Raw genomic sequence first — 14280 nt, forward strand, 5'->3', positions numbered from 1 at the left:
GCACGCGGCCGGCCGCCCCCTGGCCGGGCGTCAGCTGTCGAAGCCCAGCCCCACCTTGTCCATGGCCTTCAGCCACAGATTGCGGCGTCCGGCCCGGGTGTCGGCGCGGGTCATCGACCACTGGGTGATGCCGATGCCGGCCCAGCGCAGCGGCTCCGGCGGGAACGGCAGCGGCTTGCTGCGCACCATCTCCAGCTCCGTGCGCTCGGTGCGCTCGCCGGCGAGCAGGTCGAGCATCACCTCGGCGCCGAAGCGGGTGGCGCCCACGCCGAGGCCGGTGTACCCGGCGGCGTAGGCGACCCGGCCGGCGTGCGCGGTGCCGAAGAAGGCGGAGAAGCGCGAGCAGGTGTCGATGGCGCCGCCCCAGCTGTGGGTGAAGCGCAGCCCCTCCAGCTGCGGGAAGCAGCGGAAGAAGTGCCGGGCGAGCTTCTCGTAGGTGGCCGGGTGGTGGTCGTACTCGGCGCGCAGGCCGCCGCCGTAGCGGTAGACGATGTCGTAGCCGCCCCACAGGATGCGGTGGTCGGCGGTGATGCGGAAGTAGTGGAAGTGGTTGTTGGAGTCCGAGAGGCCCTGGCGGTTCTTCCAGCCGATGGCGGCGAGCTGTTCGTCGGAGAGCGGCTCCGTCATCAGGGCGTGGTCGTAGACCGGGACGATGTACGGGCGGACCCGCTTGACCAGGGACGGGAAGGCGTTGGTGCCCAGCGCGACATGGCGGGCGAAGACCCGGCCGTAGGGGGTGCGGACGGCCATACCCGTCCCGTCCGCGGCGAGCGCGGTGGCGCGGGTGCGCTCGTAGATGCGGACGCCGAGGCCGAGACAGGCCTGCTTCAGGCCCCAGGCGAGGCGGGCCGGGTGGAGCATGGCGACGCCGTCGCGGTCCCACAGTCCGGCGCGGAAGGTCGGTGAGTCGACCTCGGCACGCAGGGCGTCCTCGTCGAGGAAGGTGTGCCGGTCCAGGCCCAGCCCGGCGGCGTCCTCGGCGGCCTCCTGGAGTTCGGCGACCTGGTGGGGCTCGGTGGCGATGTCGATCTCGCCGGTGCGCTCGAAGTCGCAGTCGATGCCGTAGCGGGCGACGGCGTCCCCGATGGCGTCGAGATTGCGGATGCCGAGCTTTTCGAGCGTGGCGAGTTCACCGGGCCAGCGGGCCAGGCCGTTGCCGAGGCCGTGGGTGAGGGAGGCGGCGCAGAAGCCGCCGTTGCGCCCGGAGGCGGCCCAGCCGATCTCGGCGCCCTCGACGAGGACGACATCGCGCTCGGGGTCGCGCTCCTTGGCGATCAGCGCGGTCCACAGTCCCGAGTAGCCGCCGCCGACGACCAGCAGATCGCAGGTCTCGTCGCCGACGAGGGCCGGCAGGGCGTCCGGGCGGGCGGGGTCGTCGAGCCAGAAGGGGGTGGGGGCGGCGTCCGCGAGTGCATGGACGGGGGACGCCCCGGACGAATGCGGCATGGCAGCTCGTGCCATGGTTCTCAGCTCCTCTTGCTCCTCTTACGGCGGTTCCCGGCCAGTTGGCCGGCGAGTACGCACACCACGGCGACCAGGAACATCGCCGTGCCGATGACGTTGATCTGTACGGGCGTGCCCCGCTGTGCCGATCCCCAGACGAACATCGGGAAGGTCACGGTGGAGCCGGCGTTGAAGTTGGTGATGATGAAGTCGTCGAAGGACAGGGCGAAGGACAGCAGCGCGCCGGCCGCGATGCCGGGGGCGGCGATCGGCAGCGTCACCCGCAGAAAGGTCTGGACGGGTGAGGCATAGAGGTCCTGGGCGGCCTGTTCCAGCCGCGGGTCCATGCTCATCACCCGCGCCTTGACGGCGGTGACCACAAAGCTCAGACAGAACATGATGTGGGCGATGAGGATCGTCCAGAAGCCGAACTGGATGCCCATGTTGAGGAAGAGGGTCGCCAGCGAGGCGGCCATGACGACCTCGGGCATCGCCATCGGCAGGAAGATCAGGGTGTTCACACCGGCCCGGGCGCGGAAGCGGTAGCGGGCCAGCGCGAACGCGATCATGGTGCCGAGGACGGTCGCGCCGATGGTGGCCCACAGCGCCAGCTGCAGGCTCAGTCCGAGCGAGCCGCACAGGTCGGCGACGCCGCACGGGTCGCTCCAGGCGTCCGTGGAGAAGTGCTGCCACTGGTAGTTGAAGCGGCCGTTGGGCTTGTTGAAGGAGAAGACCATCACCACGATGTTGGGCAGGATCAGATAACCCAGCGTGGCGAGGCCCGCTATCACGACGATGTTGCGGCGCAGCCAGCGCAGGCCGCGATTCGGGGTGCGGGCGGCGCCGGTCCCCGGGGCTTTCGTGGTCTCGTGGACGGCCATCAGACCAGGTCCTCCGTCCCGGACTTGCGGATGTAGAACGTGACCATGGCGAGGATGGCCGCCATGAGGATGAAGGAGAGCGCGGCCGCGGTCGGGTAGTCCAGGACCCGCAGGAACTGGGACTGGATGACGTTGCCGATCATCTTCTGGTCGGTGGAGCCCAGCAGTTCGGCGTTGATGTAGTCACCGGCGGCCGGGATGAAGGTCAGCAGGGTGCCGGCGACGACACCGGGCATCGACAGCGGGAAGGTCACCCGGCGGAAGGTGGTCGACGGGCGGGCATAGAGGTCGCCGGCGGCCTCGTGCAGGCGCGGGTCGATGCGCTCCAGCGAGGTGTAGAGCGGCAGGACCATGAACGGCAGGAAGTTGTAGGTCAGTCCGCAGACCACCGCGAGCGGGGTGGCCAGCACCCGGTGCCCCTCGGTGACGCCCAGCCAGCTGGTGACGTCCAGGACGTGCAGCGAGTTCAGTACCCCGACGACCGGTCCGCCGTCGGCCAGGATCGTCTTCCAGGCGAGCGTGCGGATCAGGAAGCTGGTGAAGAACGGGGCGATGACCAGGATCATCACGACGTTGCGCCAGCGGCCCGCCTTGAAGGCGATGAGGTAGGCCAGCGGATAGCCCAGGACCAGGCAGAGCACGGTGGCGACGGCGGCGTAGCCCATCGAGCGGACGAACTGCGGCCAGTATTCGCCGAGCGCGTCCCAGTAGGTGGCGAAGTGCCAGGTGACCTTGAAGCCCGCTTCGAGGGAGCCGGTCTGGATCGAGGTCGACGCCTGGTAGACCAGCGGCGCGGCGAAGAAGACGATCAGCCACAGGATGCCGGGCAGCAGCAGCCAGTAGGGGACCAGGCGCTTGCGGACGGGGGTCTTGCGGAGGGCCGGCGGCGCGGCCTCGCTCCGCCCGTCCGGTGGCGCGGGGGTGGCGGTGGTGGTCACGCGGCCTCCTCGTCGAGGTCCGCGCCGGCCTGGATGTCCTGGGTGGCGTCCAGACCGAAGGTATGGGCGCGGCTCCAGTGCAGCACGATGCCGGCGCCGGGCACGAGGCGGCCGTCGCGCTCGATGTTCTGCTCGTAGACGGCGAGTTCGCCCAGGCCGGGCACCTCGACGACGTACTGGGTGGAGACCCCGATGAAGCTGGCGTCCTTGATGCGGCCGGGGAGCCGGTTGTGGTCGGCCGCGATGTCCCCGGCGTCGTCGGCGTGGGTCAGGGCGACCTTCTCGGGCCGTACGCCGGCCAGCACCTTCTCGCCCTTGCGGGCCGAGGCGCTGCACCGGGCGGCGGGCAGTCGCAGGGTGGTGTCCACGGCCCGCAGGACCAGCTCCTCGCCGCCGGCCTCGACGACCTCGGCCTCGATCAGGTTGGAGGTGCCCAGGAAGTTGGCGACGAAGGTGGTGCCGGGGTTCTCGTAGAGGTCGGCGGGGGCGCCGAGCTGTTCGACCCGGCCGCCGTTCATCACGGCCACGGTGTCGGCCATCGTCATGGCCTCCTCCTGGTCGTGGGTGACGTGCACGAAGGTGATGCCGACCTCGGTCTGGATGCGCTTGAGCTCCAGCTGCATCTGGCGGCGCAGCTTGAGGTCGAGGGCGCCCAGCGGCTCGTCGAGGAGCAGCACCTGCGGGTGGTTGATCAGCGCCCGGGCGACCGCGACCCGCTGCTGCTGGCCGCCGGAGAGCTGCTGCGGCTTGCGGCGTGCCAGCGGACCGAGCTGGACGAGGTCGAGCATCTCCTCGACCTGCTTCTTGACGGACTTGATGCCGCGGCGGCGCAGGCCGAAGGCGACGTTCTCGTAGATGTCCAGGTGCGGGAAGAGGGCGTAGTTCTGGAAGACGGTGTTGACCTGGCGCTTGTAGGGCGGCAGGGCGGTGACGTCCTGGCCCGACAGCTCGACGGTCCCGGTGGTCGGCTCCTCCAGTCCGGCGATCATGCGCAGGGTGGTCGTCTTGCCGCAGCCCGAGGCGCCCAGCAGCGCGAAGAAGGAGCCCGCGGGGACGGTGAGGTCGAGCGGATGGACGGCGGTGAAGGAGCCGTAGGTCTTGCTTATCCCTTGGAGGCGGACATCGCCGCCGCTGCTCTGGGGGGTCGCGGTCTTCGTCATGTCTGTCGTCCCGTGGGTCGAGGGCGAGGGGGCTCGGGCGGGCCCGGAGGCGGGGTGGTCAGGCGCCGGTGAGATCGGAGAACTTCTGGGCGAACTCCTTGTTCTCCTTGGCGGACAGGGCCCGGAAGGAGTGGGAGCGGGCGGCCATCTCCTTGTCCGGCAGGATCAGCGGGTTGGCCGCCGCCTTCTTGTCGATCTTGGCGAGTTCCTCGCGTACTCCGTCGACGGGGCAGGCGTAGTTGATGTACGCCGCGAGCCGGGCCGCCGCCTTCGGCTCGTAGAAGTAGTCGATGAGCCGTTCGGCGTTCTGCTTGTGGCGTGCCTTGTTCGGCACCATGAGGTTGTCGGTGGACACCATGTAGCCGGACGTGGGGACGGCGTAGGCGATGTCCGGGTTGTCGTTCTGGAGCTGGACGACGTCCCCGGCCCAGGCCACACAGGCGGCGAGGTCGCCCTTGTCCAGGTCGTTGGTGTAGTCGTTGCCGGTGAAGCGGCGGATCTGCTTGGAGTCGACGCCCTTCTGGAGCCGGGCGAGGGCCGCGTCGTAGTCGTCCGCGGTGACGTCCTCGGGCCGCTTGCCCATGTCCAGCAGGGTCAGCCCGACGCTGTCGCGCATCTCGGAGAGGAAGCCGACCCGCCCCTTGAGCTGCGGGTCCTCCAGCAGCTGGCTGATCGAGTCGACCTTCTTCCCGCCGGTGGCCTTCTTGTTGTACGCGATGATCGCCGGGATGCCCTGCCAGACGTAGGAGTGCGCGCGGCCCGGGTCCCAGGCCGGGTCGCGGTACTGCGCCGAGAGGTTGGCGTAGGCGTGCGGCAGATTGGCCGGGTCCAGCTGCTGGATCCAGCCCAGGGAGATCATCCGGGCGCACATCCAGTCGGTGAGCACGATCAGATCGCGGCCGGTGTCCTGGCCGGCCGCCAGCTGCGCCTGGATCTTGCCGAAGAACTCGTCGTTGTCGTTGATGTCCTCGGTGTAGTTGACGGCGATGCCGGTGCTCCGGGTGAAGCGGTCGAGCGTCGGACGGTGCTTGCCGTCCTTGCTGACGTCCATGTACTCGGTCCAGTTGGAGAAGTTCAGGCGCTTCTCCGCCGCGGAGTGGTCCTCGCTGCGGCCGGCGTCGGTACGGCCCGCGGGCGGGATCCCGCACGCCGACAGGGCGCCCAGCCCGCCGACCGCGGCCGCCATGGCGCCGCCGGCGCGCAGCAGGGAGCGCCGGGTCATGGCGAGCCGGCCGTTGGTCATGCTGCGGCGCACGGCGGTGAGTTCGGCCGGGGACAGGGGTTCGGGCTGCTCGTGATGCTCCATGCGCGGTGCCCTTTCAGGGGTGGACCCGGCGCTCGGCCGGTGGTGACGATGCCGCGCGGCGCTGGCCGCAGGGAGGGCCCGGGGGCCCGGGGGGAGAGATCCCTTACGGGCGGTCCCCGAAGACCGTGCGGTGCCAGTCCTTGCGCGCCACCGCGGTGTTGTCGTACATCACGTGCTTGACCTGGGTGTACTCCTCGAAGGAGTAGGCCGACATGTCCTTGCCGAAGCCGGATGCCTTGGCACCGCCGTGCGGCATCTCGCTGATGATCGGGATGTGGTCGTTGACCCAGACACAGCCCGCGTTGATCTCACGGGTGGCGCGGCCGGTGCGGTAGACGTCCCGGCTCCAGGCGGAGGCGGCCAGCCCGTAGGGGGTGTCGTTGGCCAGTGCGATGCCCTCGTCGTCGCTGTCGAAGGGCAGCACGACCAGCACCGGGCCGAAGAGCTCGGACTGCACGATCTCGCTGTCCTGCGCGGCACCGGCGACCAGGGTCGGCCGGTAGTACGCGCCCCTGGCCAGCTCCCCGTTCGTGCCGGCGGGGGCCTCGCCGCCGGTGACGACGGTGGCGTAAGCCCGCGCCCGGTCGACGAAGCCGGCCACCCGGTCGCGCTGGGCGTGCGAGATCAGCGGGCCCAGGTCGGTGGACGGGTCGAAGGGGTCGCCGATCCGCACGGTCGCCATCAGGTCGGCGACGCCCCTGACGAAGGCGTCGTAGAGGGGGCGCTGGACATAGGCGCGGGTGGCGGCGGTGCAGTCCTGGCCGGTGTTGATCAGGGCACCGGCGACCGCGCCGTGCACGGCGGCCTCCAGGTCGGCGTCGTCGAAGACGAGGAAGGGGGCCTTGCCGCCGAGTTCGAGATGCAGCCGCTTGACGGTGCCGGTGGCGATCTCGGCGACCCGCTTGCCGACGGCGGTCGAGCCGGTGAAGGAGGTCATGGCGACGGAGGGGTGGCCCACGAGCCGCTCACCGGCGTCCCGGCCGGCGCCGGAGACGATGTTGAGCACCCCGTCGGGCAGCCCCGCGCGCTGGGCGGCCTGCGCGAACAGCAGCGAGGTGAAGGGGGTGATCTCGGCCGGCTTGAGGACGATGGTGTTGCCCGCGGCGATGGCCGGCAGCACCTTCCAGGCGGCCATCTGGAGCGGGTAGTTCCACGGTGCGATGGAGCCGACGACGCCGATGGGCTCGCGGCGGATCACGGAGGTGTGGTCGGGGCTGTACTCCCCGGCCGCCTTGCCCTCCAGATGGCGGGCGGCGCCCGCGAAGAACGCGGCGTTGTCGATCGAGCCCGGTACGTCGAACTCCTCGCTGAGCTTGAGCGGCTTTCCGCAGTTCAGCGACTCGGCGCGGGCGAGGTCGCCGGCGTCCTCGGCGAGCGCGGCGGCGAAGCGGTGCAGGGTGTCGGAGCGCTCGCCGGGCGTGGCACCGCCCCAGTCCGCGAACGCCCGCCGGGCGGCCTCGACGGCCGCGTCGACCTCCGCCGCACCGGCGAGTTCGTAGGAGTACACCGTCTCGCCCGTCGCCGGGTCCACGACGTCCTGGGTGCGGCCGGAACTGCCGCTCCGAAGACGTCCCGCGATGAATTGCGCGCCCTCCGCGAACCGCTCGGTGGCATCGAATCGCTGATCCATGGTGCTCTCCTCCGCCGGGCGCCGGGGCCGCTCAGCGGCACTGCCTGGCGTAGCTATTTCCGGAATCGATGGCCGATCCTGACAGAGGAACGCAGGCTCAACAAGTGATTCCGTTGTTGCCTTTTGGTTACACGACGAATTCTGTTCTTTACCCGGCAGCGGCCCCGACACGTTGTCGGTGCCCGCTGACAGAATCCCGGCATGCTGCACGACCACACGGGGATCACCACGGGGGAAGCGGCCGGGCGCGCCGCGGACGGGCCGCGCTCGGCCGACGAACTGCGCCGGACGGTGGCCGCGGGGAAGCGTGCGAGGTACCTCTTTTTCTGGGGACACGGCCCGCGGCGCGACGGCAGCCTCGGCGCGAGCTGTTTCAGCCAGTGGTGGCCCTCCCCCTTCACCGTCGACGGGGTCCGCTACGCCACCGCGGAGCACTGGATGATGGCCGGCAAGGCCCGGCTGTTCGGCGATGCGCAGGCCGAGCGGCGTGCGCGCGCGGCGCACCACCCCCAGCAGGCCAAGGCCGCCGGGCGTTCGGTCGCCGGCTTCGACGAGGAGATCTGGCAGCGCCACCGCTTCGCCCTGGTCACCGAGGGCAGCGTGCACAAGTTCGGGCAGGACGCCGCCCTGCGCGCGTACCTGCTGAACACCGGGTCCCGGGTGCTGGTCGAGGCCAGTCCGGTGGACCGGATATGGGGCATCGGCCTGGCCGCCGACGACGAGCGGGCCGCCGACCCGGCGCGCTGGCAGGGCCTGAATCTGCTGGGCTTCGCGCTGATGGCGGCCCGGCAGCGGCTGCGGGACGAGGCGGACGGGCCGTCCTGACACCGGCGCTCCCGCGGTCCGGTGCGCAGACCCCGGCGCCATGCCAGGTGCGTCCCGCATAGCATGGCCGGGCCGTTCGGCGCACCGCGGCACACCCTTTGACCAGGAGGAACCGTTGTCCGATCTCGATGCCTTCATCACGGGCCTGCCCAAGGCGGAGTTGCACGTCCACCACGTCGGATCGGCGTCCCCGCGGATCGTCTCCGAGCTGGCGGCCCGCCACCCCGACTCCGCCGTCCCCACCGACCCGGACGCCCTGGCCGACTACTTCACCTTCCGCGACTTCGCGCACTTCATCGAGGTCTATCTCTCCGTCGTGGACCTGATCCGCGATGCCGAGGACGTCCGGCTGCTGACGTACGAGGTCGCCCGGGACATGGCCCGGCAGCAGATCCGCTACGCCGAGCTGACCGTCACGCCCTTCAGCTCGACCAGCCGCGGCATCCCCGACGCCGCGTTCGTCGAGGCGATCGAGGACGCCCGCAAGACGGCCGAGTCGGAGCTGGGCGTGGTGCTGCGCTGGTGCTTCGACATCCCCGGCGAGGCGGGCCTGGCGGCCGCCGAGGAGACCACCCGGATCGCCTGTGACCTGCAGCCCGAGGGCCTGGTCTCGTTCGGCCTCGGCGGCCCGGAGATCGGGGTGTCGCGCCCGCAGTTCAAGCCGTACTTCGACCGTGCCCTGGCGGTCGGACTGCACTCCGTGCCGCACGCCGGCGAGACCACCGGCCCCGGCACGATCTGGGACGCGCTGCGCGAGCTGCGCGCCGAGCGCATCGGCCACGGCACCAGCGCCCCCCAGGACCCCGCGCTGCTGGCCCATCTCGCCGAGCACCGCATCCCGCTGGAGGTCTGCCCCACCTCCAACATCGCCACCCGCGCGGTGCGCACCCTGGACGAGCACCCGCTCAAGGAGATGGTCGACGCGGGCGTGCCGGTCACCATCAACAGCGACGACCCCCCGATGTTCGGCACGGACCTCAACACCGAATACGGCGTCGCCGCCCGGCTGCTGGGGCTGGACGCCACCGGCGTCGCGGGCCTGGCCAAGAACGCCGTCGAGGCCTCCTTCATGGACACCACCGCCAAGGCCCGCCTGTCGGCCGAGATCGACGCGTACACGACGTCCTGGCACGCCTGAGCCAGGCCGGCGACGTCCCGCCCGGCCGCCGCGTCCCGCGGGCGCACCCGAGGCCGGCGGGACGCCCCGGGCGGGGCCCCGGTGTCCCCTGCCACGAGGCCCCCTACAAGCCCACGATCCCGTTCCACTCCTTGGCGAACCGGGTCCGCTCGGTGGAGGTGATGTCGCGGGCGATGGCCAGCCGCTTGCGCATCGCGTCGTCGGGGAAGATCAGCGGATCCTCGGCGAGGGCGGCGCGTTCCTTGTCCTTGGAGGACGCGAGGACCTCGCGCGCGGCCGGCACGGGGCAGACGTAGTTGACCCAGGCGGCCAGCTCCGCGGCCACCGCCGGCTCGTAGTAGTAGTCGATCAGCCGCTCGGCGGAGCGCTTGTGTGCCGCGAGGTTGGGGATCAGCATGCTCTCCGCCCAGAGTTCGGCGCCCTCCTGCGGCACCACGAACTCGATGTCCGGGTTGTCGGCCCGCAGCTGGATCACATCGCCCGAGTACGCCTGGGCGGCGAGCACATCGCCGGAGGCGAGGTCCTTGATGTAGTCGTTGCCGGTGAACCGCCGGATGTGGCCGCGGCGCACCAGGCCGCGCACCCGGTCGGTCATCCGGTGGAAGTCACCGGCCGTCCAGCGGGTGATGTCCACACCGTCGCCCTGCATCAGCATCGCGAACGATTCATCGAGCCCGGACAGCAGCGTGACCCGGCCGCGCAGATCGTCCTTCCACAGATCCGAGGTGTGCCTGATCTCCCGGCCGAGCTTGCGGCGGTTGTAGGCGATGCCGGTGATCCCGGACTGCCAGGGCACGGAGTGCCGGCGGCCGGGGTCGAAGTGCGGGGTGCGCAGCAGCGGATCGAGGTGCTCGGCCACCTGCGGCTGAGCGGCGCGGTCCATCTCCTGCACCCATCCCAGCCGGACGAGGCGGGCGCACATCCAGTCGCTCATGACGATCAGGTCGCGGCCGGTGCTCTGGTGGTTCATCAGCGCCGGGCCGATCTTGCCGAAGAACTCGTCGTTGTCGTTGATCTCCTCGGTGTACGTCACGGAGATCCCGGTGCGCCGCCGGAACGTGTCCAGGGTGGGCCGGCGCTGCTTGTCGTGGTCGTCGACGTCGATGTACAGCGGCCAGTTCGCGAAGACCAGCCGGCGATCCCGCGCCGAACGGTCCGGGCCGGTGCGGTCCGCCGCCTCGACGTACGCGGGCGGCACCCCGCATCCGGTCACGGCGGCCAGCGCCCCGGTCATCCCGATTCCGCCCACACCCCGGAGCAGCGCACGCCGCGAAAGATCAGCCATGGCGAGCACTCTCACGCGTCGCGGGCGGAGGCGGCAAGGGACAGAGCGTCCACTGCCGGGCCTCCGCCCGCGACGGTGTGTCGAGCGTTCCGGGCCGTCCGACGGCGCGAACCCCCCGGATCCGCCCGGCGGTTCAGCCGTCCAGCGAGGTCATCACGTGCTTGATGCGGGTGTAGTCGTCGAAGCCGTAGGACGAAAGGTCCTTGCCGTAACCGGACTTCTTGAATCCGCCGTGCGGCATCTCGGCGACCAGCGGGATGTGGGTGTTGATCCACACGCAGCCGAAGTCGAGGGTCTTGGACATCCGCATGGCGCGGGCGTGGTCCTTGGTCCACACCGAGGACGCCAGCGCGTACTCGACGCCGTTGGCCCACTGGACCGCCTGCTTCTCGTCGGAGAAGGACTGGACGGTGATGACCGGGCCGAAGACCTCCTGCTGGACGATCTCGTCGTCCTGCTTGAGGCCCGAGACGACGGTCGGGGCGAAGAAGTAGCCCTTGTCGCCGACCTGTTCGCCGCCCGCCTCGATCTTCGCGTGCGCGGGCAGCCGCGCGATGAAGCCCTTGACCTGCTGCAGCTGGTTGGCGTTGTTCAGCGGGCCGTAGAGCACGTCCTCGTCGTCGACCGCGCCGGTCTTGGTCTCCGAGGCGGCCTTGGCCAGCGCGGCGACGAACTCGTCGTGGATGGACTCGTGGACCAGCACCCGGGTCGCGGCCGTACAGTCCTGGCCGGCGTTGAAGTAACCGGCGACGGAGATGTCCTCGACGGCCTTGGCGATGTCGGTGTCCTCGAAGACGACGACCGGCGCCTTGCCGCCCAGCTCCAGGTGGACGCGCTTGAGGTCCTTGGAGGCGGACTCGGCGACCTGCATACCGGCGCGCACCGAGCCGGTGATCGAGGCCATCGCCGGGACCTTGTGCTCGACCATCAGCCGGCCGGTCTCGCGGTCACCGCACAGGACGTTGAACACGCCGCGGGAGTGGCCGAGTTCGTCCAGCACGCCGCCGATGATGTCGGCGATCAGCACCGTCGAGGCGGGGGTGGTGTCGGACGGCTTGATGACGACGGTGTTGCCCGCGGCCAGCGCCGGGGCGAACTTCCACACGGCCATCATCATCGGGTAGTTCCACGGCGCCACCTGGGCGCAGACGCCGACCGGCTCGCGGCGGATGATGGAGGTGAAGCCCGCCATGTACTCGCCGGACGCGCGGCCTTCCAGCATCCGGGCGGCACCCGCGAAGAAGCGGATCTGGTCCACCATCGGCGGGATTTCCTCGGAGCGGACGAGCGCGATCGGCTTGCCGCAGTTCTCGGACTCGGCGGCGATCAGCTCCTCGGCGCGCTCCTCGAAGCGGTCGGCGATCTTGAGCAGGACCTTCTGGCGCTCGGCGGGAATCAGATCGCGCCACGCGGGGAAGGCGGCCTCGGCGGCGGCCATCGCCGCGTCCACGTCGGCGGCGCCCGAGAGCGGGGCGGTGGCGTACGCCTCGCCCGTCGCGGGGTTGACCACCTCCGTGGTCCGCCCGTCGGCGGCGTCCCGGAACTCCCCGTCGATGTAGTTGCGCAGACGACGCAGTGCGGTGGTCACTGTGCGCCCCCTTCAGTCAGATATCCGGTGATGTGGCTCCAGCCTAGCCATGGAACCCACGTTTTCGACACACCCGCCACTCAGGAACAACGGAATCAGTGCAATTTCGATCGCGAAACGACTAATTTCATCGGTTCAGGGTTGCAAGACAGACGAGGCTCGTGCACAGTGAGGTCGTGGCGCCTACTCGTAACAGTCCTGACAGAACCGGCCCTCCGTCGATCGACTCCGTCTCCCTGGCGATCATCGAGCAGCTCCAGGAGGACGGGCGCCGTCCGTACGCCGCGATCGGCAAGGCCGTGGGCCTGTCCGAGGCGGCGGTACGCCAGCGCGTGCAGAAGCTGCTCGACCAAGGCGTGATGCAGATCGTCGCGGTGACCGACCCCCTCACGGTCGGTTTCCGCCGGCAGGCAATGGTCGGCATCAACGTCGAGGGTGACCTCGACCCCGTGGCGGACGCACTGACGGCCATGGAAGAGGTCGAATACGTCGTCATGACCGCGGGCTCCTTCGATCTCCTCATCGAGATCGTCTGCGAGGACGACGACCACCTGCTGGAAATGATCAACAAGCGGATCCGCACGCTTCCCGGCGTCCGGACCACCGAGAGCTTCGTGTACCTCAAGCTCCGGAAGCAGACCTACACCTGGGGAACGAGATAGCAATGAGCGGCGACCTCTCCAAGACGGCCTACGACCACCTGTGGATGCACTTCACCCGCATGTCGTCGTACGAGAACGCCCCCGTGCCCACGATCGTGCGCGGCGAGGGCACCAACATCTACGACGACAAGGGCAAGCGCTACATCGACGGCCTCGCCGGCCTCTTCGTGGTCAACGCCGGCCACGGCCGGGTCGAGCTCGCCGAGACCGCCTACAAGCAGGCGCAGGAGCTGGCCTTCTTCCCCGTGTGGTCCTACGCCCACCCCAAGGCCGTGGAGCTCGCCGAGCGCCTCGCCCTCGAGGCCCCCGGCGACCTCAACAAAGTCTTCTTCACCACGGGCGGCGGTGAGGCGGTCGAGACCGCCTGGAAGCTGGCCAAGCAGTACTTCAAGCTCGTCGGCAAGCCGATGAAGCACAAGGTCATATCCCGCGCGGTCGCCTACCACGGCACCCCGCAGGGCGCCCTGTCGATCACCGGTCTGCCCGGCCTGAAGGCTCCCTTCGAGCCGCTGGTCCCCGGCGCGCACAAGGTCCCCAACACCAACATCTACCGCGCCCCGATCCACGGCGACGACCCCGAGGCTTTCGGCCGCTGGGCCGCCGACCAGATCGAGCAGCAGATCCTCTTCGAGGGCCCCGAGACCATCGCCGCGGTCTTCCTGGAGCCGGTGCAGAACGCCGGCGGCTGCTTCCCGCCGCCGCCCGGCTACTTCCAGCGGGTCCGCGAGATCTGCGACCAGTACGACGTGCTGCTCGTCTCCGACGAGGTCATCTGCGCCTTCGGCCGCCTGGGCACCACGTTCGCCTGTGACAAGTTCGGCTACGTCCCGGACATGATCACCTGCGCCAAGGGCATGACCTCGGGCTACTCCCCGATCGGCGCCTGCATCATCTCCGACCGCCTGGCCGAGCCGTTCTACAAGGGCGACAACACCTTCCTGCACGGCTACACCTTCGGCGGCCACCCGGTCTCCGCGGCCGTCGGCGTCGCCAACCTCGACATCTTCGCGCGTGAGGGTCTCAACCAGCACGTCCTCGACAACGAGGCCAACTTCCTGAACACCCTGGAGAAGCTGCACGACCTGCCGATCGTCGGCGACGTCCGCGGCAACGGCTTCTTCTACGGCATCGAACTCGTCAAGGACAAGGCCACCAAGGAGTCCTTCAACGACGAGGAGACCGAGCGCGTCCTGTACGGCTTCCTCTCCAAGGCGCTGTACGACAACGGCCTCTACTGCCGCGCCGACGACCGTGGCGACCCGGTCATCCAGCTCGCCCCGCCGCTGATCGCCGACCAGTCGGTGTTCGACGAGATCGAGCAGATCCTGCGCACGGTCCTCACCGAGGCCTGGACCAAGCTCTGACCTCCGCGGCACCGCGCGCCGCGCGCGCGGACAACTGAACACCCCACAAGGGCCCGGATT

Annotated in this window: 12 protein-coding genes; 4 read left to right on the forward strand and 8 right to left on the reverse strand. The window is 70.0% G+C overall.

Annotated features, from left to right (window positions below; genetic code table 11):
* Window positions 1-30 precede the first annotated feature (30 nt).
* The 6 genes from OIU81_RS09685 to OIU81_RS09710 form a co-directional block, all read right to left on the reverse strand.
* Complete coding sequence (locus tag OIU81_RS09685) at window positions 31-1446, reverse strand: NAD(P)/FAD-dependent oxidoreductase (protein WP_329154994.1); 1416 nt, start codon at window positions 1444-1446, stop codon at window positions 31-33.
* A gap of 20 nt (window positions 1447-1466) precedes the next feature.
* Window positions 1467-2324, reverse strand: a complete 858-nt coding sequence (locus tag OIU81_RS09690) for an ABC transporter permease (RefSeq protein ID WP_329145871.1) — start codon at window positions 2322-2324, stop codon at window positions 1467-1469.
* Window positions 2324-3262, reverse strand: a complete 939-nt coding sequence (locus OIU81_RS09695; protein WP_329145873.1) for an ABC transporter permease — start codon at window positions 3260-3262, stop codon at window positions 2324-2326. The genes OIU81_RS09690 and OIU81_RS09695 overlap by 1 nt, the downstream gene beginning before the upstream one ends.
* A complete protein-coding gene (locus tag OIU81_RS09700) occupies window positions 3259-4422 on the reverse strand; it encodes an ABC transporter ATP-binding protein (RefSeq protein WP_329145875.1) in 1164 nt (387 codons plus the stop codon). Before OIU81_RS09700 ends, OIU81_RS09695 begins: the two co-directional genes overlap by 4 nt.
* A gap of 58 nt (window positions 4423-4480) precedes the next feature.
* Window positions 4481-5728 (reverse strand): ABC transporter substrate-binding protein, encoded by a 1248-nt coding sequence (locus tag OIU81_RS09705; RefSeq protein ID WP_329145877.1) that lies wholly within the window; start codon window positions 5726-5728, stop codon window positions 4481-4483.
* A gap of 103 nt (window positions 5729-5831) precedes the next feature.
* Window positions 5832-7358, reverse strand: coding sequence for a gamma-aminobutyraldehyde dehydrogenase (locus OIU81_RS09710; protein WP_329145879.1), 1527 nt, complete (start codon window positions 7356-7358; stop codon window positions 5832-5834).
* A 201-nt stretch (window positions 7359-7559) separates the two neighbouring features.
* Between OIU81_RS09710 and OIU81_RS09715 the strand changes: the two genes are divergently transcribed.
* Window positions 7560-8183, forward strand: a complete 624-nt coding sequence (locus OIU81_RS09715) for an NADAR family protein (RefSeq protein ID WP_329145881.1) — start codon at window positions 7560-7562, stop codon at window positions 8181-8183.
* A gap of 115 nt (window positions 8184-8298) precedes the next feature.
* Window positions 8299-9321 carry an adenosine deaminase gene (locus tag OIU81_RS09720; RefSeq protein ID WP_329145883.1) on the forward strand — a complete coding sequence of 341 codons (1023 nt, stop codon included), beginning with the start codon at window positions 8299-8301 and terminating at the stop codon, window positions 9319-9321.
* Between the two features lie 103 nt (window positions 9322-9424).
* Here OIU81_RS09720 and OIU81_RS09725 read toward each other — a convergent pair whose 3' ends face one another.
* Entirely contained in the window at window positions 9425-10606 is a 1182-nt protein-coding gene (locus OIU81_RS09725) for a polyamine ABC transporter substrate-binding protein (protein ID WP_329145885.1), read from the reverse strand.
* A gap of 133 nt (window positions 10607-10739) precedes the next feature.
* Complete coding sequence (locus OIU81_RS09730) at window positions 10740-12194, reverse strand: gamma-aminobutyraldehyde dehydrogenase (protein WP_329145887.1); 1455 nt, start codon at window positions 12192-12194, stop codon at window positions 10740-10742.
* A 176-nt stretch (window positions 12195-12370) separates the two neighbouring features.
* Between OIU81_RS09730 and OIU81_RS09735 the strand changes: the two genes are divergently transcribed.
* The gene (locus tag OIU81_RS09735) at window positions 12371-12856 is read left to right on the forward strand and encodes an Lrp/AsnC family transcriptional regulator (RefSeq protein ID WP_329145889.1); all 486 of its coding nucleotides are present in this window, start codon (window positions 12371-12373) and stop codon (window positions 12854-12856) included.
* A gap of 2 nt (window positions 12857-12858) precedes the next feature.
* Window positions 12859-14220, forward strand: a complete 1362-nt coding sequence (locus tag OIU81_RS09740; protein WP_329145891.1) for an aspartate aminotransferase family protein — start codon at window positions 12859-12861, stop codon at window positions 14218-14220.
* Window positions 14221-14280 lie beyond the last annotated feature (60 nt).

The organism is Streptomyces sp. NBC_01454 (assembly GCF_036227565.1).
Lineage (GTDB): Bacteria > Actinomycetota > Actinomycetes > Streptomycetales > Streptomycetaceae > Streptomyces.

Excerpts from the sequence above, each read along its gene's own strand:
- OIU81_RS09715 (WP_329145881.1), top strand. The coding sequence starts at position 7,560 with ATGCTGCACGACCACACGGGGATCACCACGGGGGAAGCGGCCGGGCGC.
- OIU81_RS09725 (WP_329145885.1), bottom strand. The coding sequence starts at position 10,606 with ATGGCTGATCTTTCGCGGCGTGCGCTGCTCCGGGGTGTGGGCGGAATC.
- OIU81_RS09685 (WP_329154994.1), bottom strand. The coding sequence starts at position 1,446 with ATGCCGCATTCGTCCGGGGCGTCCCCCGTCCATGCACTCGCGGACGCC.
- OIU81_RS09705 (WP_329145877.1), bottom strand. The coding sequence starts at position 5,728 with ATGGAGCATCACGAGCAGCCCGAACCCCTGTCCCCGGCCGAACTCACC.
- OIU81_RS09700 (WP_329145875.1), bottom strand. The coding sequence starts at position 4,422 with ATGACGAAGACCGCGACCCCCCAGAGCAGCGGCGGCGATGTCCGCCTC.
- OIU81_RS09690 (WP_329145871.1), bottom strand. The coding sequence starts at position 2,324 with ATGGCCGTCCACGAGACCACGAAAGCCCCGGGGACCGGCGCCGCCCGC.
- OIU81_RS09740 (WP_329145891.1), top strand. The coding sequence starts at position 12,859 with ATGAGCGGCGACCTCTCCAAGACGGCCTACGACCACCTGTGGATGCAC.
- OIU81_RS09710 (WP_329145879.1), bottom strand. The coding sequence starts at position 7,358 with ATGGATCAGCGATTCGATGCCACCGAGCGGTTCGCGGAGGGCGCGCAA.